General features: G+C 58.2%; 24 protein-coding genes. 15 read left to right on the top strand and 9 right to left on the bottom strand.

Annotated elements, in window-relative coordinates:
* Positions 1-10 precede the first annotated feature (10 nt).
* The 8 genes from gmhB (at position 11) to can (ending at position 8,470) form a co-directional block, all read left to right on the top strand.
* Positions 11-550 (top strand): D-glycero-beta-D-manno-heptose 1,7-bisphosphate 7-phosphatase, encoded by a 540-nt coding sequence (gene gmhB, locus M6F29_RS02190; RefSeq protein ID WP_297455548.1) that lies wholly within the window; start codon positions 11-13, stop codon positions 548-550.
* A gap of 2 nt (positions 551-552) precedes the next feature.
* Positions 553-1,311: a lysophospholipid acyltransferase family protein gene (locus M6F29_RS02185; protein WP_298157083.1), complete on the top strand. Its 759-nt coding sequence runs from the start codon at positions 553-555 to the stop codon at positions 1,309-1,311.
* On the top strand, positions 1,308-2,009 hold the full coding sequence (locus M6F29_RS02180) for a M48 family metallopeptidase (protein WP_298157080.1): 702 nt from the start codon (positions 1,308-1,310) through the stop codon (positions 2,007-2,009). Before M6F29_RS02185 ends, M6F29_RS02180 begins: the two co-directional genes overlap by 4 nt.
* A 136-nt stretch (positions 2,010-2,145) precedes the next feature.
* Positions 2,146-3,789, top strand: a complete 1,644-nt coding sequence (locus M6F29_RS02175) for an AMP-binding protein (protein WP_298157078.1) — start codon at positions 2,146-2,148, stop codon at positions 3,787-3,789.
* 283 nt (positions 3,790-4,072) lie between these two features.
* Complete coding sequence (locus M6F29_RS02170) at positions 4,073-5,365, top strand: DEAD/DEAH box helicase (protein WP_298157075.1); 1,293 nt, start codon at positions 4,073-4,075, stop codon at positions 5,363-5,365.
* Positions 5,366-5,384: 19 nt separating this feature from the next.
* Positions 5,385-6,941 (top strand): ArnT family glycosyltransferase, encoded by a 1,557-nt coding sequence (locus M6F29_RS02165; protein ID WP_298157072.1) that lies wholly within the window; start codon positions 5,385-5,387, stop codon positions 6,939-6,941.
* Entirely contained in the window at positions 6,938-7,720 is a 783-nt protein-coding gene (locus M6F29_RS02160) for a phosphatase PAP2 family protein (RefSeq protein WP_298157069.1), read from the top strand. The genes M6F29_RS02165 and M6F29_RS02160 overlap by 4 nt, the downstream gene beginning before the upstream one ends.
* 57 nt (positions 7,721-7,777) lie before the next feature.
* Positions 7,778-8,470, top strand: a complete 693-nt coding sequence (gene can / locus M6F29_RS02155; protein WP_297480108.1) for a carbonate dehydratase — start codon at positions 7,778-7,780, stop codon at positions 8,468-8,470.
* Here the strand turns inward: can and mutM are convergent.
* From mutM to M6F29_RS02140, 3 genes are read right to left on the bottom strand one after another with little or no spacing between them, the layout of a single operon-like run.
* Positions 8,436-9,275: a bifunctional DNA-formamidopyrimidine glycosylase/DNA-(apurinic or apyrimidinic site) lyase gene (mutM, locus tag M6F29_RS02150; protein ID WP_298157064.1), complete on the bottom strand. Its 840-nt coding sequence runs from the start codon at positions 9,273-9,275 to the stop codon at positions 8,436-8,438. The two genes, can and mutM, sit on opposite strands and share 35 nt — an antisense overlap.
* A 3-nt stretch (positions 9,276-9,278) precedes the next feature.
* Complete coding sequence (locus M6F29_RS02145) at positions 9,279-10,001, bottom strand: queuosine precursor transporter (protein WP_297498142.1); 723 nt, start codon at positions 9,999-10,001, stop codon at positions 9,279-9,281.
* Positions 9,998-11,452 carry a protein adenylyltransferase SelO gene (locus tag M6F29_RS02140; protein WP_298157062.1) on the bottom strand — a complete coding sequence of 485 codons (1,455 nt, stop codon included), beginning with the start codon at positions 11,450-11,452 and terminating at the stop codon, positions 9,998-10,000. The genes M6F29_RS02145 and M6F29_RS02140 overlap by 4 nt, the downstream gene beginning before the upstream one ends.
* Before the next feature lie 181 nt (positions 11,453-11,633).
* On the opposite strand from M6F29_RS02140, the gene M6F29_RS02135 reads away from it, so the two are divergent.
* Positions 11,634-12,116 (top strand): MarR family winged helix-turn-helix transcriptional regulator, encoded by a 483-nt coding sequence (locus tag M6F29_RS02135; protein ID WP_298157059.1) that lies wholly within the window; start codon positions 11,634-11,636, stop codon positions 12,114-12,116.
* On the opposite strand, the gene M6F29_RS02130 is transcribed toward M6F29_RS02135, so the two are convergent.
* Positions 12,086-12,355, bottom strand: a complete 270-nt coding sequence (locus tag M6F29_RS02130; protein WP_297498136.1) for an RnfH family protein — start codon at positions 12,353-12,355, stop codon at positions 12,086-12,088. The genes M6F29_RS02135 and M6F29_RS02130 overlap by 31 nt on opposite strands.
* A gap of 3 nt (positions 12,356-12,358) precedes the next feature.
* Positions 12,359-12,793, bottom strand: a complete 435-nt coding sequence (locus M6F29_RS02125) for a type II toxin-antitoxin system RatA family toxin (protein WP_298157056.1) — start codon at positions 12,791-12,793, stop codon at positions 12,359-12,361.
* 48 nt (positions 12,794-12,841) lie between these two features.
* On the opposite strand from M6F29_RS02125, the gene smpB reads away from it, so the two are divergent.
* The gene (gene smpB, locus M6F29_RS02120; protein ID WP_297454918.1) at positions 12,842-13,285 is read left to right on the top strand and encodes an SsrA-binding protein SmpB; all 444 of its coding nucleotides are present in this window, start codon (positions 12,842-12,844) and stop codon (positions 13,283-13,285) included.
* A gap of 163 nt (positions 13,286-13,448) precedes the next feature.
* On the opposite strand, the gene icd is transcribed toward smpB, so the two are convergent.
* Positions 13,449-14,690, bottom strand: a complete 1,242-nt coding sequence (gene icd, locus M6F29_RS02115) for an NADP-dependent isocitrate dehydrogenase (RefSeq protein WP_298157052.1) — start codon at positions 14,688-14,690, stop codon at positions 13,449-13,451.
* A 211-nt stretch (positions 14,691-14,901) separates the two neighbouring features.
* Between icd and M6F29_RS02110 the strand changes: the two genes are divergently transcribed.
* The 4 genes from M6F29_RS02110 to M6F29_RS02095 all read left to right on the top strand — a co-directional run bounded on the left by M6F29_RS02110 (position 14,902) and on the right by M6F29_RS02095 (position 18,472).
* A complete protein-coding gene (locus M6F29_RS02110) occupies positions 14,902-15,135 on the top strand; it encodes a hypothetical protein (protein WP_298157049.1) in 234 nt (77 codons plus the stop codon).
* Positions 15,074-16,279 (top strand): tRNA 2-thiouridine(34) synthase MnmA, encoded by a 1,206-nt coding sequence (mnmA, locus tag M6F29_RS02105; protein WP_298157046.1) that lies wholly within the window; start codon positions 15,074-15,076, stop codon positions 16,277-16,279. Before M6F29_RS02110 ends, mnmA begins: the two co-directional genes overlap by 62 nt.
* 88 nt (positions 16,280-16,367) lie before the next feature.
* Positions 16,368-17,738 (top strand): adenylosuccinate lyase, encoded by a 1,371-nt coding sequence (purB, locus tag M6F29_RS02100; protein ID WP_366525920.1) that lies wholly within the window; start codon positions 16,368-16,370, stop codon positions 17,736-17,738.
* Positions 17,739-17,794: 56 nt separating this feature from the next.
* Positions 17,795-18,472: a hypothetical protein gene (locus M6F29_RS02095; RefSeq protein WP_298157042.1), complete on the top strand. Its 678-nt coding sequence runs from the start codon at positions 17,795-17,797 to the stop codon at positions 18,470-18,472.
* 15 nt (positions 18,473-18,487) lie between these two features.
* Here M6F29_RS02095 and M6F29_RS02090 read toward each other — a convergent pair whose 3' ends face one another.
* Positions 18,488-20,068, bottom strand: a complete 1,581-nt coding sequence (locus M6F29_RS02090) for a DNA (cytosine-5-)-methyltransferase (RefSeq protein ID WP_298157040.1) — start codon at positions 20,066-20,068, stop codon at positions 18,488-18,490.
* Here M6F29_RS02090 and M6F29_RS02085 point away from each other — a divergent pair.
* A complete protein-coding gene (locus M6F29_RS02085; RefSeq protein ID WP_297454946.1) occupies positions 20,067-20,675 on the top strand; it encodes a glutathione S-transferase N-terminal domain-containing protein in 609 nt (202 codons plus the stop codon). The two genes, M6F29_RS02090 and M6F29_RS02085, sit on opposite strands and share 2 nt — an antisense overlap.
* On the opposite strand, the gene M6F29_RS02080 is transcribed toward M6F29_RS02085, so the two are convergent.
* Both M6F29_RS02080 and secF read right to left on the bottom strand, forming a co-directional pair.
* A complete protein-coding gene (locus M6F29_RS02080; protein ID WP_297454949.1) occupies positions 20,672-21,319 on the bottom strand; it encodes a VTT domain-containing protein in 648 nt (215 codons plus the stop codon). The two genes, M6F29_RS02085 and M6F29_RS02080, sit on opposite strands and share 4 nt — an antisense overlap.
* A 5-nt stretch (positions 21,320-21,324) precedes the next feature.
* Positions 21,325-22,260, bottom strand: coding sequence for a protein translocase subunit SecF (gene secF, locus M6F29_RS02075; protein WP_366525918.1), 936 nt, complete (start codon positions 22,258-22,260; stop codon positions 21,325-21,327).
* Between the last annotated feature and the right edge of the window lie 10 nt (positions 22,261-22,270).

The raw sequence follows: 22,270 nt of genomic DNA, 5'->3' as shown, positions 1-22,270 counted from the left end.
CCCTACGCTCATGTCTCTCGTCATTCTCGACCGCGATGGCGTCATCAATGCCGATAGCGACCGCTTCATCAAAAGCCCCGAAGAATGGCACCCCATTCCCGGCAGTCTGGCGGCCATCGCCCGCCTCAACCATGCCGGTTATCGGGTCGTAGTCGCCACCAACCAGTCGGGGATCGCACGGGGACTGTTCGACTTGGCGGCCCTCAATGCCATTCACCAGAAGATGATCGATGCCCTGGCCCAGCAGGGCGGCATGATCGAGGCCATTTTCTTCTGCCCCCATGCCCGCGAATCACGTTGCCATTGCCGCAAGCCGGCACCCGGGCTATTTGAAGAAATCAGCCAGCGCTACCACATCCCGCTTCAGGGCGTTCCCGCCATCGGCGATTCCCTGCGCGACCTGATCGCTGCAGAACGGGCCGGAGCCCAACCCCTGCTGGTCCTCACCGGCAAAGGTCAAAAAACCCTCGAGGCGGGCAATTTGCCGCCCGGAACCCAGGTTCACGACAACCTTCAGGAGGCCGTGCGCACCCTGCTGGCCAAACGTTGATCATGCGAATCCTGCGCGCGCTGATTTTTGCCCTGGCCCAGGGATTGGCCACTCCCCTGTACGCCCTGCTCATGATCCTGTCTGCGCCCTTCGGCGTGCGTGGCCCCCGCTATTTTGCCGGGGCCTGGTCGCGCCTGATGCTGGGCCTGGCCCGCTGGATCTGCGGCATCCGCCACGAACTCAGCGGCTGGGAGCACCTGCCCGCCGGCCCCTTCGTCCTGATCGCCAAACATCAATCGGCCTGGGAGACGATTTTTTTTCCGGCCTTTCTCCCTCCCCACGTCTTCGTATTGAAGCAGGAAATTCTCTCCATCCCTTTTTTTGGCTGGGGAATGCGCCTGCTCGAGCCCATCGCCATCGATCGTGAGCAACGGCGCGAAGCTTTTCAGCAGGTACTCAGTCAGGGACGGGAACGCCTGAGCCGAGGACTGATCGTGATCATTTTTCCGGAAGGGACGCGCGTGCCCTACGGTTACCGGGGTCGCTATGCCCCTGGCGGCGGCTTGTTGGCCGCCCAGGCAGGGGTTCCCGTGGTGCCCCTGGCCCACGATGCAGGCCGGTTATGGAAAAGGGGGGTGCTGGGCAAATACCCAGGCACCATTCATCTGGCTCTGGGCCCCATCCTCTCCACCGAGGGACGGGACGGGCTCGAGGTCAATCGGGAAGCCGAAGCCTGGATCGAAGCCGAACTGGAACGCTGGAGCCACCAACCCGCCCGTCCCTGGCGGCGCAAACCCGGAACCCGCTCCCTTCCCCAATGAGCCGTCCTGCACTGCCCCAACCACCGCTCACCTGCGCTGGTCAGACTCTCCCTTACTGGCTGGTGAGAAGCCCGCGCCGCAGGACGATTGGCCTCAAGGTCGATGAACGGGGTTTGACGGTCTTTGCGCCCGCCAACCTGCCCGGGGCACACCTCGAAACCCTGATCCAGACCCGTGCCGCCTGGATCCGCACCAAATGGACCGAGTGCTGCCAAAAATCGGCGCTGCGCGTCGCCCCCCGGGAAGGCGCCCTGCTCCCTTATCTGGGACACGCGGTGCGCCTGTCCCTGGATTCCGGCCCCACCCGCCTGGAGGGCGAGGTGCTGTACCTCAATCCCGGTCGGGGCGATATCCCGGGAACCCTCCGGCGTTGGTACCAGGTCCAGGCCCTGCCCTTTTTTTTGCCCCGCGTTGCACAGTACGCCGAGCGACTGGGCGTGCCCCTGCCCGCCGTAGCCCTGTCCAATGCCCGTCGCCGCTGGGGCAGTTGTCATGCACGCGGGATGATCCGCCTCAACTGGCGTTTGCTCAAGGCCAGCCCGGCAGAAATGGATTATGTCATCGCCCATGAAGTGACCCATCTGCGACACATGAACCATGGCCCGGAATTCCGGAAAACCCTGCAACACCTGTATCCCGATCACGCCGAAGCACACCGCACATTACGTGAACGGGGCTTCCTGTACCAGGCTTTCTGACCCATGACCGACGGATTATCATCCCCCGGATTTTATCCCCCGGAGTGCTTTGACAGCCTATTCAAAGCATGCGATGATGGGCCTCTGGAGGCCTACTTTTCAACCCTGTGAAGCCAAGGGAGCGAGTCGTCATTTCATGGAAACATCTTCACTCTCGCCCTCAGACCGTTGCTTCGAAACCGCCTCCCGGGAGACCCTGGACCGCATGCTGGGGCAGGCCTGCCGCACCTTTGCGCAGCATGATGCCTTCCAGTGTCTGGGGCACACCTTCACCTACGCAATGATCGAACGGTGGTCCCTGAATTTCGCCAGTTGGCTGCAGGATCAGGGCTTGACCGTCGGCACGCGGGTGGCGGTCATGCTCCCCAATCTGCCCCAGTATCCCGTTGCCGTGTATGGCATCCTGCGTGCCGGCGGCGTGGTGGTCAATTGCAACCCGCTTTATACCTCCCGGGAACTGGAATTCCAGTTGCGCGACGCTGAAGCCGAATATCTCGTGGTTCTGGAAAATTTTGCCCATACAGTGGCCCAGGCCCGTGTCCCCAGTCTGCGCCACGTGATCGTGACTCAGGTGGGTGATCTGATGGGGCTGCGCGGAACCTTCCTGAACCTGGTTCTGCGCTACTGGAAAAAAGCCATTCCTGCCTGGCACATGGACACGGTACTTCCCTTTCCCGCCGTTCTGGAACAGGGACAGAGCCGACCTTTCACCTGCCCTTCCCTGACGCCGGAACATCTGGCTTTTTTGCAATATACCGGCGGAACGACCGGGCGCGCAAAAGGCGCCATGCTCAGCCATCGCAACATCATGGCCAACCTGGACCAGGTGGGGATCTGGCATGGCCAGCATCTGACCCCCGGACAGGAAAAAATCGTCACGGCCTTGCCGTTTTATCATATCTTTGCCCTGACCGCCAATTGCCTGCTGTTCTGGAAATTGGGCGCCACCAACCTGCTGATCCCCAACCCGCGCGACATCCCCGGACTGGTTCGCGCCCTGAAGTCCTACCCCATGAGCGTCTTTACCGGAGTCAATACCCTGTTTGCCGCTCTGCTGTCCCATCCGGCCTTTGCCCATCTGGACTTCTCTCACCTCAAATCCACCCTGGGTGGAGGCATGGCCGTCAAGAGCGAAGTGGCCCAACGCTGGCAAATCGTCACGGGATGCTGCGTCAATCAGGCCTACGGGTTGACCGAAACCTCTCCCGGGGTCTGTCTGAACCCCTTTGACGTCCAGGAATTTGATGGCAGCGTGGGGTACCCTCTACCGTGCACCGAGATCTCCCTGCGCAATGACGAAGGCAACGAAGTCCCCCCCCAGGCCAGCGGTGAAGTCTGCATCCGCGGACCTCAGGTCATGTCTGGCTACTGGCAGCAACCGGAAGAAACCAGCCAGGCTTTCTGGCCCGACGGGTATTTTCGCAGCGGCGATATCGGGCGCTGGAACCCGACTGGAACACTGACCCTGCTGGACCGTAAAAAGGACATGATCAAAGTCTCCGGGTTCAACGTCTACCCTAATGAAATCGAGGAAATTCTCTCTCACCACCCGGGGATTGCCGAAGTCGCTGCCATCGGCGTCGAGGATATTCATTCGGGCGAAGCCATCACGGTGTTTGTGGTGCGTCGCGACCCCAACCTCACGGAACAGGAACTTCTTGCCTGGTGCCACCAGGAATTGACGGGTTACAAGGTCCCGCGCCACATCGAATTCCGGACCGAACTTCCCCATTCCACCGTGGGCAAGGTCCTGCGCCGGGCACTCAGGGAAAAGGCCTGATCCTCCCTACCTGACACAGGATCTCTTCAAGTCCGACAGGCCTCCTCCCCGGCAACCTATTCATCCTTTCATTTTTTTGCGCTTTCTGTTATCATGCCGGCACTGCATGCGACAGGTAGTGCAGTGTCCCTGACCTTATCCATTCATTTCTGAATGTCTTTTGCCGGTTAGTGACTTACGCCGGCGGTTCTCCGCTGTTTTTTCATCTGAGGCTCGTGTGAACCCTCCCGGGTTCCCTTTACCTGTCGCTTCGCCCTCGAGGATTAGTACATTGACTACCCCCATGTTGTTTGAACACTTGAATCTGGACCCCCGCCTGCTCAGCGCCGTTACCGAAGCCGGCTACACCGAACCCACCCCCGTCCAGGCCCAGGCCATTCCGGCCCTGCTGACGGGCTCCGACCTGATGGTCACCTCACGCACCGGATCGGGCAAAACTGCCGCCTTCATGTTGCCGGCCCTGCATCGTCTGGCCACTCGCCCCTTGAGCGGAAAAGGCCCGCGCCTGCTGATCCTGTCCCCCACCCGGGAACTGGCCAGCCAGATCACCGAAGCCGCCAAAATCTACGGAAAAAACCTGAAACAGGTTCGCACCGTGACCTTGCTGGGCGGAACGCCCTATCCGGTCCAGAACCGCAATCTGGCACGCCCCTACGACATTTTGGTGGCCACGCCGGGACGTTTGCTCGACCAGATGGACAGTCGGCGGGTCGATCTGTCCCAAGTCGAAATGCTGGTCCTGGATGAAGCCGACCGCATGCTCGACATGGGGTTCATCGACGATGTCAAACGCATCGCCAGCGCCACCCCGATCACCCGTCAGACCCTGATGTTTTCTGCCACCTTCGACAAACCCATTGCGCGCCTGGCCGAAACCCTCCTGCGGGACCCCGTGCGCATCGAGGCCACCTCCCTCAAGGCCGCCCATGAAAACATCGACCAGCGCCTCCACTATGTGGACAATCTGGCCCACAAGAATCGTCTGCTGGCCCACCTGCTGACCGACGTCGACCTCAACCAGGCCATCATTTTCACCGCCACCAAGCGCGATGCCGACCTGCTGGCCGACGACCTGAGCGGACAAGGCCACTCTGCGGCCGCACTTCACGGCGACATGCATCAGGGGGCCCGTAACCGCACCCTGGACGGCCTGCGCCACGGACGTTTGCGCGTTCTGGTGGCGACCGATGTGGCTGCGCGCGGAATCGATGTCCCCGGCATCAGTCACGTCATCAACTATGATCTGCCCAAAGTGGCCGAAGACTATGTCCACCGGATTGGCCGTACCGGCCGCGCCGGCAACAAGGGAATCGCCATTTCCCTGGCCAGCAGCCGCGATTTCCTGCAACTGCAGCGCATCGAACGCTTCACCGGGAAATCCATCGATGTTCATACCATCGCCGGATTCGAGCCGCGCATGCCCATTCGCCCCCCTTCCCGGTCTGCCCGCCCTGGTCCTGCCAGCAAGGGACGCAGCAATCCTGCGCAGGATCGGCCCCAGCACCGTGAAGCACGCACCCCCTGGTCGGCAGAACCACGCCAGAACAAGGCGCCCATTCGCAAACGCGCTGGCTGAAACTTGCTGAAGGCGGTTCATGTCCGACTTGGTGCGCAGACTGAAAGGCTTGTGGATCCTGGCCCTACTGACCACCTGGTTGGCCCTGGTCCAGTTGCCCCTGTTTGACGAGGACGAAGGAGAGTACGGAGAAGTCGCTGTGGAAATGGCCCGCAGCGGCGACTTTATTACCCCGACCCTGAACGGTCAGCCTTTTTTTGAAAAGCCCATCCTGGCTTTTTGGCTCGAGGCCCCGCTGGTCAAGGTATTCGGCGTCCATGCCTGGGTTTTCCGCTTGCCCTCACTGCTGGCTTGTCTGCTCTGGATGCTCATTCTGGGCCGCTTTGCCCGCCGACACTGGGGGCCTGAAGCCGGGGCGCTGGCCGCCCTGCTCTGTGCCACCTCTCTGGGCGTCACGGTATCGGCCCACGCCGCAGCAATGGACGGGGTTCTCTGTCTCCTCATCACCCTGGCCCAACTGGATCTCTATCGAGCCTGGAAAACGCAGGATCCCTGGGCTGAACGGCGTACCTGGCTGTGGATGGCACTCGGCTTTCTGGCCAAGGGGCCGGTGGCCGTGGTGGTCCCCGCACTCACCAGTTTCCTGTTCTACGGACTCCACAAAGAATGGAAGCGCTGGTTCCGCAGCGCCTTCAATGGCTGGGGATGGCTCATTTTTTGTACGCTGGCCCTGCCCTGGTACGTCGTCCAGTACCACTTGATGGGGCCCCGCTTCATCGATTATTTCCTGTGGCGGGAAAACCTCGGACGCCTCACCGGCACCCTGCAGGGGCATGGGGGAAGCGTTCTGTATTACCTGCCCGTGCTGCTGGTGATTGCCTGGCCTCATACACCCCTGTTATTGAAATCGCTGGGAGAAGGCTGGCGCGATCGCGCCAGCCCCCTGACCCAGTTCCTGTTGCTTTGGTTTGCTACGGTTTTTGCCCTGTTTTCCCTGGCGCATACCAAGTTGCCCCACTATCTGCTGATCGGGTTACCCCCCCTCTTCCTGCTCATGGCCCAGCACCGCCACTCCCTCAAGCATTCCTGGAGCCTCTGGCTCCCATGGTTTCTCATGCCCGCCCTGGTCATCAGTTTACCTTTCATCGTCCAATCCCAGGCGCGGTCCACCTCCAATCCCTACCTGCGCGCCCTGCTTCTCCAGGGCCCGGACATTTTCACCACAGGCTGGTGGACAGGCGTGACCGGCCTGCTGCTGCTCTGTGCCCTGCTGGGGTTCGTGGTCATCCGGGTCCATCCGATCCCTGAACATCTTTCTGCGCGCAGCCTGGCTCTGGGGGCCACCGGCGTGATGAGTACCCTGATCCTGACCACGATACTCATGCCGGTGGCCGCCCGCTTGCAGCAAACCCCGGTGCGCGTCCTGGCCCAGTGGAGTCGTCAGCACCCGGGGCCGATCGTTGCAGACGATCGCATGCCCAGTTTTGCCGTGTACAGTGGCAGAGCCACTGTCAACCGACCGGCCCATCCCGGAGATTGGGTTTTCATCCGGGCAGACCACCTTTCCAACCTCCCCCCTCATGTCGTCCTGTACGCCATGGGCGGTCTCTATCTGGTTCAAATTCTGCCCCAATGACTCCGCCACCCCTCTCTACTCGAACACTCTGGCGCTGGACCTTCCCTCTGGTGTGCCTGGGACTGGCTCTCGAAGTTGCCTTGACCTGCACCAATCTGCCCCTGTTCGAGGTATTGCATCGGCTTTTCTCCTGCCTGCCTCCCCTGCTGTGGACCCACTGGACGGCACTGGGGGATTCCGCACTGGTCCCCCTGCTCCTGTTTCCCTGGTGGCGACGGCGCCCGGATCTGTTATGGGCTGCCCTGCTGGCCGCCCTGCTGGCCTTCCTTTTTTCCCATGGCTTGAAGCACTGGATAGACGCGCCGCGCCCCCCCGCCGTTCTGACGGTGACGGTCATCGGCCCCCGCCTGTTGCATGGGTCCTTCCCCTCGGGACATACCACCGCCATCTTCACCCTGATCGCCCTTCTCATCCACGGTCTCCCACTCCGCACCCCTGGCACACGCTGGGCCTTGATTCTCGTGGGATCCGCCGTGGCTGCCTCCCGTATTGCCCTCGGCGTACACTGGCCTCTGGATGTGCTGGTAGGGGCAGCTGGCGGATGGCTCTGCGCCCTCGCTGGACTGGCCTGGGCGCAACGCTGGACCTGGGGGACGACCCGGGGGCGCTGGCTGCCCCTGCTGGTATTGGTCGCGCTCGCAGCCTTTGCCCTGTTCCGGAAATCCGAAGGTCTGCCGGGTGTCTTCTGGTCTGAGAAGGCACTGGTGCTGACCATGCTGATCCTCGGCTGGCGCGCAGGCTTGCATGCCCCGCCCCCGCCCGCGAAAACCCTGGACTAATCAGGGTATACTTCGGTACCTCGCGGGCCGCCCTGATTCAACAAAGGATTTCAACGCATGACGGTTTCTCCCCATCCCCTGCAACACCTCTTTGACAATAACCGCCTTTGGGTGGACTCCATGCTGGCCGAGGACCCCAACTTCTTCAAGGCACTGGCCACCCAACAGGCCCCTGAATACCTCTGGATCGGTTGTTCCGACTCCCGTGTCCCGGCCAATCAGATCACCGGCCTGGCCCCTGGAGAGGTCTTCGTACACCGTAACGTGGCCAATGTCGTGGTGCACAGCGACCTCAATTCCCTGTCGGTTCTGCAGTTTGCCGTGGACCAGTTGAAGGTGCGTCATATCATGGTGGTGGGTCACTATGGCTGCTCGGGCGTGCGCACCGCCTTGACCGGAATGCGCGTCGGGATTGCCGATAACTGGTTACGGCACGTCCGGGATGTCCATGAGAAGCATGAGGAACTCATCGAGCGGTGCCCCGCCAACCTGCGTCATGACCGCCTGTGCGAATTGAATGCCATGGAACAGGCCCTCACCGTCTGCCAGACCACCGTGGTCCAGGATGCCTGGGAACGCCGGCAACCCGTCACCGTCCACGCCTGGGTCTATGGGGTGGACAATGGCCAACTGCACGACCTCGGCTTTACCGTTTCCTCCCCCCAGGAGTTGCGGACCCGCTACGCCACCACCCTGGAACTCATCTCGGCGCGGATCAGTTGCGCTGGCAGCGCGGACAATACCAGGTAGAGCGTTGTCCCTGACGAATCTGACGGATGGGCGTTGCACAGCGCACACAGGGTTGTCCCGTGCGACCGTAAACCTGGTGTTGCTGCTGAAAATACCCGCCCTCCCCCGTGACCCCCACAAAATCGCGCAGAGTACTCCCACCGGCCCGAATGGCCTGTTCCAGAACCTGACGCACCGCCTGGGCCAGACGATGGTAGCGCTCCAGGCCGATCCGGCCCGCCGCGCGACGCGGGTCGATCCCGGCCAGGAAGAGACTTTCGCAGGCATAGATATTGCCGGCCCCCACCACCAACCGACCTTCCAGCAACAGGGGTTTGATGGCGACCTTCAGGCCGCGCGTGGCGCGATGAAACCAGGCCCCGTCAAACCCTGCTTCCAGGGGTTCCCGCCCCATCCTGGAAAAACAGGGGTGAGTCTGCCAGAAAGACGTTTGAGGGGCTTCCGCAGGACGGGGAACCCAGAGCAGCGCGCCAAACCGGCGGGGGTCACGATAGCGCACCAGGCTTCCGTCTGCGAACAGCAGGTCCACATGCTCATGCCGTTGCGCAGGCACTGACTGGGTCAGGTAGCGCAGGGTGCCGCTCATGCCCAGATGAATGATCAGCGCCCCGTGACTCATTTCCAGTACCAGATATTTTCCCCGTCGTCGTACCTGCAGAACCTGCTGGGGTTCGGGACTCGCCAACGCCGAAGGAACGGGATGACGCAAGCGGCTCTCCCGAATCACGGCACCCACCCAGATCCGACCGGTCACGTGGGAGCTGAGCGCCTGGCGGGTGACTTCGACTTCAGGCAATTCCGGCATGCTTCAGGGCTCGATGGAAAATGGGTTGAAATGGGTATGCTCGTCGTAAAAATCTTCCTGTTCCGCCCGTTTCAGGAAATTGACCAGCGCATAGGTGAGGGGCGTGGCCAGGGCTTCCCAAAAGACCTTGATGCCATACTCCAGGATCGCCACCTCGATCAAATCCCGGGTCTCCCATATTCCGTAAAAAGCAATCCCGTAAAAAAGCAGTGAATCCAGGCCCTCCCCAACCGCCGTCGAAAGAATGGCACGCATCCACAGCCATCGTCCGCGCATCTTCACCTTGAGACGGGCCAGGACGTAACTGTTGGAAAAACTGCCGCACCAGTAAGCCAGCATGGAGCCGGCAGCAATTCGCCAGGTATTTCCGAATACCCCCTCCAGTTGCCCCTGAAAGGTCGCCATGAAAACATTGGGCGCGGGGGGGAGGGAAACGATCACCCAAGCCATGAGGGAGGCGAAGGCCAGAGCCGTGAATCCCGCCCAGACGACCCGGCGGTCGCGGGCATAGCCATAGACCTCGGTTAGAACATCCCCGAAAAAGTAGGAAATGGGAAAGAACAACACCCCTGCACCCACGGTAAAAGTCCTGAATCCCGGCACGCTGAGCGTCGTCTGTTTGGCTGCCCCGATCAGGTTGGTACACAGCAGAATGCAGATGAAAGCCGCCATGATCAGATCATAATAGCGGTAGTGCCTGTCCCGGGCCTGGGTCTGGACAGTCATGAGGAGCAACTCAGGGTCAAAGCCCCGGCCCAGTCCGGGGGCGCGAGAGCCCAGGCAGAAAATTCGGGATGCTCATCCCAGGGCGTTCGCAGCACAGTTTCCAGATCGCGAGCCATGGCAAAGTCTCCCTGTTGGGCCTGACGAATCGCCAATTCTGCCAGATAGGTACGCAAAACATATTTGGGGTTGGCGGCACGCATCCCCTGTGCCCTTACCCCCGTGGAACTTTCTTCCTGCGCACATCGTTCCCGATAGGCGCTTACCCACTCGGTCCAGGAGGACGGGCCCTGAAATTCGGCTTCATCCTCCAGACGCGCAGGTTCTGCCTGTACGGCATCCTGGGCCAGAAAACGAAAGAAACGGGTAAAATCCACCTGGTTCCGGTGCAGGAGAGACAGCAGGGACTCTATCAGGGACGGGTCCTCGGGCAAAGGTTTCCGCCATCCCAACTTGCGGCGAAAACGGCTCAGCAAGGATGTGGAAAATTTCGGTTCATACCGTCCCAGCACGGTCTGGATGCCTTCTTCATCGTCGATCAGCACACTCAATGCACTGCCCAGGACGGCACAATTCCAGGCCCCAATCCCGGGTTGTTGATCATAGGCATAACGCCCCTCCTGATCGGAATGATTACCAATGAACTGCGGGTCGTAACGGTCCAGAAAGGCAAAGGGCCCATAATCAAGCGTCAGTCCCAGCAGAGACATGTTATCGGTATTCATGACCCCATGGCAAAACCCCACCGATTGCCAGGCCGCCATGAGGTGCGCGGTACGTTCCACCACTGCCTCCAGTACGCTCAATACTGGATTGGGCTGATGTCTGGCCGCAGGATAATGAAACGTGATCAACAAATCGAGCAGTCGTTTCAATTCGGCAGGAAAGCCGTGCCAGGCCAGATGTTCCACATGACCAAAACGCAGGAAACTGGGGGCCACCCGTGCCACGATGGCAGCCGTTTCACGGGTTTCACGCCGTACGGGCAGGGAGGAAGTCAGCAGAGCCAGCGCACGGGTGGTGGGAATCCCCAATCCTGCCATGGCTTCTGACCCCAGATATTCACGCAGGGAAGAGCGCAGCACGGCGCGCCCGTCTCCACGCCGTGAATAAGGGGTCATGCCTGCCCCCTTGAGCTGGATTTCCTGATTTCCTGCCGGATCTCGTCCCAGGGTATGGGCCCGTCCATCACCCAGCAACCCTGCCCACTGGCCAAACTGATGCCCTGCGTAAGCGCTGCACCAGGGCACCTGTGGGCCATTTCCGGAGAAGTGGACATTGGCTTCCTGGGTAGGAATTTCGGACAACCCCAGTTCCTGCGCCAGCGTTGAATTCCATATCCCCCATCGGGGATCCGGCAAACCTTCACAGCGCGTTTGGCACACGAAACCCGCCCCCCAATCATGCCAGAGGGGCGGTCGAAAAAAATCCCGGAGGAACGGTGAGGTACTCATCCTGGGATTCTAACGCGATTTAGACTTAAAATAAACTATCGGGGCTCTTTCCGCAAACACAGAGCCGATATTCCGCTCCTTTCCCGACTTGTACGGTATGAGGCATGATGTTTTCCTATACAATGAAGCGATTTCCGGAAATTACAATGTACGCGTTCGTACTAAATACGCAAGCCCCTTTATGCCGACCACTTGTTTTGAATTTCTCCCCACGTTGCGCGAATTGGTGCGCACCTATCAGGCTTTTGATGCCTTTTCGAGCGCCCATATCCGAACGCTGGGGCTGACCTCGCCCCAGTTCGATGTCATTGCCACCCTGGGGAATACGCAGGGGATGAGTTGTCGGGATATCGGCCAGAACACCCTGATGGTCAAGGGAACCCTGACGGGTGTACTCGACCGCCTGGAGCAAAAGGGCATGATTTTCAGGATCTCCCACCCCACCGACGGGCGCAGCACTCTGGTCAGGCTGAGTCCGGCAGGTGAAGACCTGTTTGCCCGGATATTTTCGACCCATCTGGCCTACCTGGAACCGGTCTTCGCTGAACTGGGCAAGGAGACTCTGGAGACCTTGCGCCAACAACTCGAACAGTTGCGCCACAGTCTGGAAAATCAGTCTTCCCCCCCCTCCGGTCAGGAAGATTTCAGCCGGGCGCGGCGTTGAGCCTTGGGGTCCACCTGGCGAGGCCGATAAATTTCCACGCGGTCCCCAGAATGCAAGGGAGTGGTCAGACTGCGGACCCGCCCCCACACCCCGATCGCCATCTGCGCCCAGTCGATCTCCGGATACGCCTCCAGCACACCCGAGGCCGTCAGGGCATCCGCAACGAGCGCCGTGTCGGCAACCCTTACCTTCCGGATGAACTGGTGTTCAGGCAAGGCGTAGACGACCGTCACTTCCACGCCTCACCCTCCATACAGGTCATCTGCACGCTTGACGAAGGCGTCGACCATGGTGTTGGCAATGGTGTGGAAAACCGGTCCGACCATTTTTTCCAGCAGGAAACTGGCGAAGCGCCATTCCAGGACAAACTGGATTCGGCAGGCCTCCGTTCCCAGCGGAACGAAACGAAATTCCCCTTGCAAGTGCTGAAAGGGGCCTTTCTCCAGCACCATGACCATGGATTGGGGAGGGGTTCCCTGATTGCGCGTCGTAAAACTCTGACGAATGCCATGAAAATTGATGTGCAAGGTCGCAACCGTCCGGTGCCCTTCCTGTTCATGGACCTCTGCCGCACTGCACCAAGGCAGGAAATGGGGGTATTGAGGAATATCTTCCACCAGTCCATACATCTTTTCGGCGGAATACATCACCAATACCGACTTTTCTACACGCGTCACGGAGCCACCCTAGGGTAAAATGCAGGATTCTGCACAAGATACCCCATCATGAGCCTGATCGACAACCGTAAAGCCTTTCACGATTACTTCATCGAAGAACGCCATGAAGCGGGGATTGTCCTGGAAGGATGGGAGGTAAAGGCCATCCGGGCCGGCAGGGGACAAATCAAGGAAGCCTATGTGGTGATCCTGGAGGGCGAACTGTATCTGTTGGGCGCCCACATCAGTCCCTTGCCCACCGCCTCCACCCATATCCACCCGGACCCGACCCGGACCCGCAAGTTGCTCCTGCATGCTGCAGAGATCGCCAAACTCATCGGCAAGGTAGAGCGGGCGGGCTATACCCTGATCCCCCTCAACCTGCATTACAGCAAAGGACGGATCAAGGTCGACATCGGGTTGGCCAAGGGCAAAAAACAACATGACAAGCGCGAGGCAGAAAAAGAAAAAGACTGGGAACGGGAAAAACAGCGCTGGCTGAAACAGCGCTGAGAAATGAGGGGGACAAAGGCAGGGCGGGATTTCAACCACACCCCCCGCCTTGCCTCAGGTGAACATCACGAAGGCAACCGCAGCAAGAAAAAGGATGATGGTAATGGTTTCAAGCATGGGTCATGCTACCTTCATCCCCGCTGCCCTGTCAACGCCTTTCGGGTCAGACCAGATTGGCGATCAGCGCGGCACCGAATCCCGAACAGGAAACCTGTTGGGCACCGTCCATCAAGCGCGCAAAATCGTAGGTCACGGTTTTGGCCTTGATGGTTTTTTCCATGGTGCGAACCAGGGCATCTGCCGCTTCCACCCACCCCATATGGCGTAACATCATCTCGGCGGACAAAATCAGGGAACCTGGGTTCACATAGTCCTTGCCCGCATACTTGGGGGCCGTCCCGTGGGTGGCTTCAAACAGGGCCACCGTATCGGACAGGTTGGCGCCCGGGGCGATTCCGATACCCCCCACCTGAGCCGCCAGAGCATCGGAGATGTAGTCCCCGTTCAGGTTGAGGGTCGCAATGACATCGTATTCGGCGGGGCGCAGGAGAATTTGCTGGAGGAAAGCATCGGCGATCACATCCTTGATGACAATGCCGTTGGGCAAGCGCATCCAGGGACCGCCATCCAGCAATTCGGCGCCAAACTCCCGGCGGCACAGGTCATAGCCCCAACTTTTGAACGCGCCTTCGGTGTACTTCATGATATTTCCCTTGTGCACCAGGGTCACCGAACGACGCTGGTTGTCCAGGGCGTACTGAACGGCCTTGCGCACCAACCGTTCCGTCCCTTCACGGGAGACGGCCTTGATCCCGATGCCGGAAGTCTCCGGGAAACGGATGGACGTCACGTTCATTTCCTGCTGCAGGAACGCAATCAACTTGCGCGCCTCGGAGGATTCTGCCGGCCATTCGATGCCCGCATAAATATCCTCCGAATTTTCCCGAAAAATCACCATGTCGGTCTTATGGGGTTCACGCACCGGACTGGGTACCCCTGTAAACCAGCGCACGGGACGCAGGCACACATACAGGTCGAGTTGCTGGCGCATGGCCACGTTGATGGAGCGAATCCCCCCGCCCACCGGCGTGGTCAGCGGCCCCTTGATGGACACGACGTAATCGCGCAAGACCTGCAAGGTTTCTTCCGGCAGCCAGACATCCGGACCATACATCCGCACCGATTTCTCCCCGGCATACACCTCCATCCAGGAAATCTTGCGTCGACCGGCGTAACACTGCGCCACCACCGCATCCACCACGTCCTTCATGACGGGTGTGATGTCCACCCCGGTCCCATCCCCCTCGATGAAAGGAATGATGGGCTGGTCCGGAACATCGAGCCTGCCATTGGCATCGACCAGAATTTTTTCCCCTGTCACAGGGACCACGATATGCTGATACATAAGGGACCTCAACAATAAACCCGAGCCGGGCGTGATCGAAACGATTTCCCACGATTATACGACCCTTATCTCTCCCGCGTGAAAACCCATCCCCCCACTTTCACTCATGCCGGTCAACGATTTTCTCCAGTCCTGCGTTAAACTGTGCATGGGAAGCGGCGATCCTTCAACCGCCCGACCCGTCTCCAACTGATCTTTTTGAGGTAACTTCATGAAAAAATTCATCCTTGCCACCTTGACCGGTCTCGCGACCCTGGCAACTGTCGAAGTCATGGCTGCCGATGCGACACCCAGCCAACCTGCTCCCGCCCCCATGGCTGCGCCGGCGCCCGCCGCAGCACCCGCTGCAGCGCCTGCTGCGGGAAAATCCACCCCGGCCACCCATGGCAAGAAGAAGCACCATCATCATAAAAAGCACGCCAAGAAGACCGCGCCGACCAACTGAAATTGAATCACCCCGCACCAAAAGGCAGGGGTCGTCTCTGCCTTTTTTCATTTCCCAGAGTTTCCGAACCATGTCCAAACCTCGTGTCATCGTTGGCCTTTCCGGCGGAGTAGATTCCTCTGTCAGTGCCCTGCTGTTGAAGGAGCAAGGCTATGAGGTAATCGGGCTGTTCATGAAAAACTGGGAAGACGATCCCGAATGCACGGCCCGCGCCGATTTGGTGGATGCCGTGGCAGTGGCCGACGTGCTGAAGATCGATATCGAAGTGGTCAACTTTTCCGCAGAATATCGGGAGCGGGTTTTTTCTTACTTCCTCGAGGAATATCAGGCTGGGCGCACCCCCAATCCGGACATCCTGTGCAACTCGGAAATCAAGTTCAAGGCATTTCTGGACCATGCCTTGAAACTCGGCGGAGACAAGATTGCCACGGGCCATTATGCCCGCGTCCAGGACGAAAACGGCAAGATCCAACTCCTGCGCGGGCTCGATCCCGGCAAGGACCAGAGTTATTTCCTGTACCGTCTGAACCAGTCTCAACTGGCCCACACCCTTTTCCCGGTGGGCCATCTGCCCAAACGGGAAGTCCGTGCCCTGGCCCAGAAAGCCGGCCTGGCCACCGCCACCAAGAAAGACAGCACAGGCATCTGCTTCATCGGGGAACGGCCCTTTCGGGAGTTTCTGGAACGTTACCTGCCCCGCCGGCCGGGCCCCATGGAAACGCCCACCGGGAAGGTCGTGGGACACCATCAGGGGTTGGCATTCTATACCCTGGGACAACGCCAGGGCCTCGGGATCGGCGGTCCAGGAGAACCATGGTTCGTGGCGGCCAAAGACCTGGCAAACAACTGCCTGATCGTGGTTCAGGGGCATGACCACCCGCTGCTCCACGGCCTCGGCCTGAGCGCCGGGCAACTTTCCTGGATTTCCGGCACCCCCCCTTCTCCCGGCGTCTACAGCGCAAAAAACCGCTACCGTCAAAAAGACGCCCCCTGTCATCTGACGTATGCGCGCGAAAATGCCGTTGCCGACCTTCATTTCGAGGATCCCCAGTGGGCAATCACCCCCGGGCAATCCGCCGTTCTCTACCAGGGAGAAACCTGTCTCGGCGGCGGAATCATCCTGAGTCCGTCCACCTGCGCATGACCAAATAGGAAGTTTGGCGTACGATCTCCAAAGGAACGAATGCCTGACCTTCCTTCTGGTAAAATCGCCCTTTTTGCGGATCGATGCCATGGCCCCCTCTCCCCTGACCGCTTTATCCCCTCTGGATGGCCGCTACGGGTCGCAACTGGACCCACTGCGCCCGTATTTCAGCGAATATGGTCTGATCCATTTCCGTCTGAAGGTGGAAGTGGCCTGGCTGCTCCATTTGTCCCGGTGTCCTGAGATCGCAGAAATTCCCCCTTTTTCGGCAGAAAGCCAGCACCAGTTGAATGCCCTGGTCGAAAATTTTTCAGAAAGCGATGCAGCGCAGATCAAGGCCATTGAGTCACGCACCAACCATGACGTCAAAGCCCTGGAGTACTGGATACGCGAACGCCTGTCCGGCAACCCGGAAGTCGTGACCTGCGCCGAGTTCATCCATTTTGGCTGCACCTCGGAGGACATCAATAACCTGTCGCACGCGCTCATGCTGACCGCCGCCTGTCGCAGCGTCCTGTTCCCCACCCTGGACGAATTGATCGCCCATCTGGAAGAAATGGCCAAGACCCATGCCCACCAGCCCATGCTGGCCCGCACCCATGGTCAAGCGGCCACCCCCACCACGGTGGGCAAAGAATTGATCAATGTGGTGGCGCGTCTGCAACGCCAGCGCACCCGTCTGGAACACGTCGCCCTGCTCGGAAAATTCAATGGCGCCGTCGGCAACTACAATGCCCACCTCAGCGCCTACCCAGCCATAGACTGGCCTGGCCTGGCCCGGGCTTTCGTGGAATCCCTGGGGATCTCGTTCAACCCGTACACCACCCAGATCGAGCCCCATGATTCCCTGGCCGAACTGATGCAGGGGTTTGCCTTGCTCAACACCATCCTCATCGATCTGGATCGCGACCTCTGGGGCTATATTTCCCAGGGTTACTTCCGCCAGCAACTCAAAGCGGGGGAAGTGGGGTCATCCACCATGCCGCACAAGGTCAACCCCATCGATTTCGAGAATTCCGAAGGCAATCTGGGACTGGCCAATGCCCTTCTGGGCCATCTCGCCGAGAAATTACCCATTTCCCGCTGGCAACGGGACCTGACCGATTCCACCGTATTGCGCAATCTGGGGGTGGGGCTGGGCCACAGTTTGCTGGGCTATCTGTCCTGCCAGAAGGGCCTGAAAAAACTGGCCATCGATGTCGCCCGGTTGAACGAAGATCTGGACCACGCCTGGGAAGTTCTGGCCGAACCCGTTCAGACGGTCATGCGCAAACACGGCATGAGCAACGCCTATGACCGCCTCAAGGAAATGACCCGGGGACAGGCCATTACCCGTGAAATCATGCAGAAATTCGTGCAGGAACTGAACCTGCCCGAGGAGGACAAGGCACGCCTGCTGGCCCTGACCCCCGCCACCTACACCGGATTGGCTGCCACACTGACCCAACAATACATCTGATTTTATCCGTTCCATCCAATAACAAGCCGGCCTGACCGACCGGGGGAGGTACTATTATGTCGGCTGCTGATGAGATACAAAAAGATATCGAGATACTATCCGAAGTCTTAACTTGCATCCCGTTTGAGTGGGAAGGAAAACAGTGCATCACGGAAATGAAACAGGCGGGTAGCCGCCATTGGAAACAGATGGAATGGATTGGCTTCTATGCGGAATTTCTAATCCGAGGAGTACTTGCCAACCGCCCTGAAAACTCACGGATTTGTCCAGAGGGGGATATGTATGGGAACGTTTCCTTCGATCTTAAACGGGCAATCAACTGGGACATAAAAACCCATCCAAATACTGCTCATGGTGCCATTCTCAATGACTGTGAGGCCATGGACATCTCATTGAAAAACCATGGACATCATGGAATCCTGATGATCTGCGCTGATTGTCAATACGACACAACCGGCGAGTTCAAGGCTTGGCATGATACATTGAAAGGCGGGACCAGCCCGTATGAACAGGATAGAAAACAAAGAGGCGCCCCGAGTCGTCGAAGAAAAGTCTCGGCACACTTAACAGAGGCTCGTTTTATCGTGTTTGATTCGACAACCATCCAAACTCTTTCAAAAAAGCAAAAAGGCTGGCGAAACGCCGATGGAAGTCCAAGAAGAGAAAAATATTCCATATCCAACGCCCAAATCAAAAATCTCACTTCGATGCAACATGATTTTCCATCAAAATAACCCGCTGATCCCCAATCAAAAAAGCAAAGCCAATTGAGGTTCTCTATCAAACACCGTTGGATAAACTCCCAACAAAATCCCCGCCACCCTCTGGATCGTACCGACATTTACCGCATTCCCCAACTGTTTATAAGCAGCTTGTGGGGAAACAGACTTTTTTTGATAGATGTGATCAGGCAATCCCTGCAACCGACCCGCTTCCACCAACGTTAATTTTCGGTAAGTCTTTGCGTGTTTTCTCAACATCGGCCCAACGACCGAAGTCTGGGTGATCGCCACCAATGCCGGCAGATAGGTAGGGGGTTTGACCCGAATACCACTGGGGCGAAACTGGATCACCAAGTCTTTCAAGGTTCGACCTTTCCGCCCCGGATGCTTTTTCCTGGCCTGCCATTCGAATTTTTGCCGCGAAACCGGAAACTCTGGCACGGTCAATCGTGCTGTTCCCCATTTCATCTGTTTCCACTGGTCGATAAAATCCTTATTCTCGATATAAAACCGTGAATTCTTGATACGAAAATCCACTTCCCAGGAGGCCATATCCGCAGTCAATTGTGGCTCTGGCTGAAACGCAAACGCCCAAATTGGAAAACCCGGCAGCAGATCCTGTTCAATGGTTTCTACGAAATAGTTCCACGCTTCCAGATACATTTCCTCATTCTTACTGACTTCATGATCTTGAATATTTTCGAGGGTTTCATCATCCTCGAGATAGTCCGCAATTCGCCACTGGTCTGGGTCCCATAACTTCTTTCCCTGCATCCCCTGATTGAACAGGATCAGATTCTCGATCTGTCCCTTTTCCACATCTTCCCGGACCCCCAGAATAAAAACCCTCTCCCTGACCTGTGGAGCCCCCCCGAATTTGGGAGGCAACAAGTGGGGACTGAAGATGAGGGGATCTGAAGCCACCACATAACCCAAGTCCCGCAGTGAAGAAACAATGGTCTGCCAAGTATCGGCATGACGAGGGCCAGCCAGATTCCGAACATTTTCCAAAAACAGGTAGGAAGGACGTTTGGCTTCAATGATCTGAAGGATATCGAAAAACAAGGTTCCTCGGGTTTTATCTTTAATTCCTTGTTGCCCCCCTGATTTGGAAAAAGGTTGGCAGGGGAAACCGCCACAAAGCACCTCGTGATCAGGGACCAGGCGGCTTATGTCTTCGGGGGATAAAAGAGTTTCTTCGTCATCGATGACAGAACGGGTCAAGTGACGAATATTGTCTATGAACGGAAATTTTTCTTGAGCAGGGTCAAAGATCTCACAATAAATTTTGCGTGCATCGCCATCGATTTCACACGCCAGCACGCACTCCCCCCCCAAGGACTGCAGAGCATGATGAAACCCCCCAATCCCGGAAAACAAATCCAAGAACCTGAAGGATGATGCGTTATTCATTGAGCCACCCTCTATAGTAGAACAGTTTGATGTGCCTATCATAACTCCAAACGAGCCGATCTTTGACACGACAAATACCACTATTTTTGCCTTTATAAGCACCGCGCACTGTACCGATGTCAGGGCGAATCGGTTTGAGGAAAAGACTCCCGTGTATAATTCCCCCAACTCTTCCATCACAGGATCATTCGTCATGAAACTTCTGGGTTCCGTCACCAGCCCCTTCGTCCGCAAGGTGCGCGTCGTCCTGATTGAAAAACATATCGATTTTGAGTTGGTGGGCGACGCCATGACAGGAGAGACGCCCCTGATCGAAAAACATAATCCCCTGGGCAAAATTCCTGCCCTGGTACTGGATGACGGACTGACCCTGTTCGATTCCCAGGTCATCACGGAATATCTCGACGCCATCAGCCCGGTGGGCCACCTGATCCCGGATAACCCGCGCGAGCGTGCGGTGGTCAAACGTTGGGAGGCCATGGCCGATGGCATCCTGGATGCCGGAGTCGCCATCGTCCTGGAAAAACGTCGCCCGGAAACGGAACAAAGTCCCGCCTGGATGGAAAGACAGCGCGGCAAGATGGAACGGGGGCTTGCCCAGATGTCCAAAGAACTGGGGACCCGCGCCTGGTGTACCGCCGATGCCCTCAATCTGTCCGATCTGGCCACCGGAAGCCTTCTGTTCTGGCTGGATTTCCGTTTCCCCGAATGGCTCTGGCGTCAGCAGTACCCAAACCTGAACGCGCTGGCGAACAAGTTGGGGCAACGAAAGTCATTCAAGGAAACGCTTCCGAATCCTTAGCGGGGACGGCGCAGGGTGTGGTGCAAGGTGGCCAGCCCGATGGGGAGCAGGGTCAGCGCTACGATGCCCAGAATCATTTCCGTGAGGTGACCCTTCACAAAGGGAACATTCCCGAACCAGTGGCCAGCCAGCAACAAGGACCCTACCCACGCAATGGCGCCAATGAAATTGAACACGGCGAACCGCGTGTGGGCCATGTCGCCCACCCCGGCCACGAAGGGCGCATAGGTACGCACGATGGGGATGAAGCGGGCCATGACAATGGTTTTTCCGCCGTGATGCTCGTAAAAGGCATGGGCTTCAGCCAGATGCCTGGGATTGAAAAGTACGGAACGTTCCCAGTGAAACACTTTGGGGCCGATCCAGCGTCCAATCTGGAAATTCAGTTGGTTGCCCAGAAAAGCGCCTGCAGACAGTACCACCCACAACAGGGGAAGATTGAACGGGCCGGGAGTCAGGGCATTTCCAGCCGCGACGGCCCCTGCCACAAACAGCAGGGAATCTCCCGGCAGCAAGGGTGCAATCACCAACCCGGTCTCGCTGAAGATGATCAGGAATAAAATCAGATCGGAGGCATACCCATACTGCTGGCTCAAGGCCACCAGATGATCGTCCAGGTGCGCCAACAAATGAAGGATATCCACGGAAATTACGGGGTGTCCGGAAGTTGGCTGGTTTTCCGGTCGCTCACCAGAAAATCGGCACGGGTCATGCCCAGTGCCATGGCAATGGGACTGGCCACCAACACGGAGGAGTAGATCCCGAAAAGAATTCCAATGGTCAGTGCCAGTGCAAAGTAGTGCAGGGCTTCTCCCCCGAAGAAAAGCATGGAAGTGACCATCAACTGGGTGCATCCATGGGTAATGATGGTCCGACTCATGGTCCGTGTGATGGCATTGTCAATGACCTGAGCCACCGAGGCCCCACGCATCTTGCGAAAGTTCTCCCGCACCCGGTCGAACACCACCACGGATTCATTCACCGAATACCCCAGAATAGCCAATACTGCGGCCAGGACGGAGAGGGAAAACTCCCACTGAAAGAAAGCAAAAAAGCCCAGGATGATCACCACATCGTGCAGGTTGGCCACGATAGTGGCCACCGCCGGTCGCCATTTGAAACGCAGGGAAAGGTAGATGACGATGCCCAGGGAAACGAACAAAAGGGCCGCAGAGCCGTCCTTGACCAACTCGTCGCCGACCTGGGGGCCGACAAACTCCACCCGCCGCACCTGCAAGGAGGCATCCTGTTGCCACAGGGTTTGACGCACCTTTTCCGAAAGGGCACCACTGCTGACCCCGTGACGCAGGGGCAGACGAATCAATACATCGTGGGAACTTCCGAAGTTCTGCACATTCGCATCATTCAGCCCCAACTGCTTCAGGCTCCGACGCATGCCCGTCAAATCGGCTTGACCCGCCGTATGGACTTCCATGACGGTGCCACCCGTGAAATCCACTGAAAAATTCAGCCCCTTGCTGTACAGAAAAAACACCGCCAATAAAAAGGTGATGAGCGATACCGAAGTGGTGTATTTCCCCCAACTCATGAAGGGAATGTCACGTTTCATCCTAAAAAATTCCATAGCGTCCTCA

Origin of the sequence: Ferrovum sp. (assembly GCF_027317285.1) — a bacterium.
Lineage (GTDB): Bacteria > Pseudomonadota > Gammaproteobacteria > Burkholderiales > Ferrovaceae > Ferrovum.
This window is presented reverse-complemented; position numbering and strand designations above follow the sequence as displayed.